The following is a 2,311-nucleotide window of genomic DNA, read 5'->3' on the forward strand; positions in this document are numbered from 1 at the left end:
ACTGGCAACAATTAAATGAATACTCCAAGTTTGATGAAGTTGCTATTCTCTGTATTAATAAAAAAGACTACACAATTATTGATTCATTTTTTGTAAATACAAAAAGTTAAAATTATGAAAATAAACATATTACACATTGTTATAGGAATACTTTTTACAAGTTGTTACAATCCTAATAAACATATTAATATTAGACAAGAAAAATGTTTAGACAGCCTTGTATATATTTCTTTTTCTAAAAAAGAAAATGAAATTAAGAGTGGGGTTATCGCTTTCAAAAATAAATTCATTTTGAAAAACCCTCATTTGAAACAAGTTGATATTGATTTTTATTATTTTAGAAATGGAGATATTATTTCTTTTCCTAATGGAGCATATTTCATCAAAAGAAAAAAATCTAATTATTATAATAAAATTAGAAAAACAAATAGAATAGAATTAAGTTTTTTGGGTAATAAAGATATTTATTATTTTGTTTGGAATGAGATAGATACTCTTGATTTTACGAATAAATATTACAAAAGTTTGGAGCAGTACAAAAATTTGGTAAAGCCAACAAATATGAGCTCTGTTATGCCAGATTCTCCCAATCCTATTAACGAAAATATTTTAACCTACGAAGAACCTTTTTCTGAGTTCAAACGTAAAAATCCAGAGTTATTGGAGTTTTTGACCAAAAGTGACAGCATTGAATTAGAGGTAATTAGTCCCGTAAAACAAAAATATAAGTTTAAAGCAAAGTGGTAGGTTTTTTGTAAAGAAGACTACACAATTATTGATTCATTTTTTGTAAATATAAAAAGTTAAAATTATGAAAAAAACGCTAACAATATTGATTGCTATAATGATTACAGGGTGTTCCTCTATATCTTTTAAAAAACAAATTACAGACTGGGAAAAAGAAGATTTGAAAGGAAAAGTAAGGAGTCTCTATATAAATAATTTTATAAATAAAATACAGTATATTTATAACTCAGAAGGATACTTGATAGAAGAAAAAGTGTTCTTGGAAAATAATAAATTTTTAAAAAGAGAAATACTTTATACAAAAAAAGGGAATAAAATAAAAGAAATAAGATATAACAGAAAAAGGGAAAAAGAGTATTATTCCGATTACAAATATAATCAGTATGGATTTTTAAAGGAATGGATAACTTATACAAAAGGGAAGTTTTATAAGAAATTACTATATAATTTTGATGAAAAAGGCAATGAATCTGAAGTATATATCTATTTCAATGAGGATACTTTTGACGAGAAATGGATAAATAAATATGATAATATAAATAGATTAATTGAGAAAGAGAAATATACTAACAATAATATACTTCTTGAAAAATACATATACAAATATAATGAAAAAGAGAATGTAAAATGTGAGATATTAGAAAAAGACGGAGTAATTATCAGTAAAACTTTTTATAAATATGATAAGGAAGATAATATAATAGAAGAACGAACATATAGAAATAATATCTTGACAGATATGAGAATCTATACTTATACTTATGATATACATAACAATTGGACAAAGAAATTTTTATTACAAGATTTAGATAAAGAAATTCTCATTGAAGAGAGAAAGATAACATATTATCCATAAAATTTTAATTATTAAAAATGTCAAAAAAATTAGTTTATTTTATACTGAGTAGTGTATTACTACTATCTTGCTCGGCAAGTCGTTATCTTGCCGAGCTTCCTTATCACTATCCTACCGATGCTTTCTACAAAGCAGTATTAGCCCAAAAGAAACAAATCAATGAGCAATATACCTTGGTAGATGATAAGGGAGAAAACCTATCCGATAAGGAATTAGCCTTAAGAGAGAAATACTCTATTATTTTGGCTGTACCCCCTAAAAAAATCACCAACTATAAGCTCTATGCTTTTATAGATGAATGGATAGGAACGCCTTATAAAGAAAAGACCTTAGAAAAACAAGAAGGAGCAGATGCTTCTTACTTTATACAGGCATTGTTTAGTGAAGTGTATGAAACTACTTTTCCCAAGACTCCCGATGGCATTTTCCGCTCTAAGGATTTACAACTTTTCACAGGGCGTACTTACTTAAAAGAAGGTGATATTTTGTTTTTTAGATACGATAAGTTCAAACCTATTTCCGATGTAGGCTTATATTTAGGAAATGGCAGGATATTGGCTTGTACCACACAAGGGCTAAACATCTATGATTTCAATGATGAGTACTTTCAAAAACGCTATACGAGTGCTGGAAGGCTCAAAGAGAAAAAGTAGTTTTTTTCAAAAAACCTTGCCTTTTCAAAAAAACTTTCGTACATTTGTCCCTAAC

The 2,311-nt window shown here is 26.9% G+C and carries 3 protein-coding genes; all 3 read left to right on the plus strand.

What is annotated here, in order from left to right; genetic code table 11:
- Positions 1-114: 114 nt before the first annotated feature.
- Entirely contained in the window at positions 115-747 is a 633-nt protein-coding gene (locus OO775_RS13805; RefSeq protein ID WP_264847809.1) for a hypothetical protein, read from the plus strand.
- Between the two features lie 64 nt (positions 748-811).
- The gene (locus OO775_RS13810; RefSeq protein WP_264847810.1) at positions 812-1,603 is read left to right on the plus strand and encodes a hypothetical protein; all 792 of its coding nucleotides are present in this window, start codon (positions 812-814) and stop codon (positions 1,601-1,603) included.
- A gap of 17 nt (positions 1,604-1,620) precedes the next feature.
- The gene (locus tag OO775_RS13815) at positions 1,621-2,256 is read left to right on the plus strand and encodes a C40 family peptidase (RefSeq protein ID WP_264847811.1); all 636 of its coding nucleotides are present in this window, start codon (positions 1,621-1,623) and stop codon (positions 2,254-2,256) included.
- Positions 2,257-2,311 lie beyond the last annotated feature (55 nt).

It is taken from the genome of Capnocytophaga catalasegens (assembly GCF_026005215.1).
GTDB classification, from domain to species: Bacteria; Bacteroidota; Bacteroidia; order Flavobacteriales; family Flavobacteriaceae; genus Capnocytophaga; species Capnocytophaga catalasegens.

What these genes read in the sequence shown, in the direction of transcription:
- OO775_RS13805 (WP_264847809.1), top strand. Translation starts at nt 115, where the DNA reads ATGAAAATAAACATATTACACATTGTTATAGGAATACTTTTTACAAGT.
- OO775_RS13810 (WP_264847810.1), top strand. Translation starts at nt 812, where the DNA reads ATGAAAAAAACGCTAACAATATTGATTGCTATAATGATTACAGGGTGT.
- OO775_RS13815 (WP_264847811.1), top strand. Translation starts at nt 1,621, where the DNA reads ATGTCAAAAAAATTAGTTTATTTTATACTGAGTAGTGTATTACTACTA.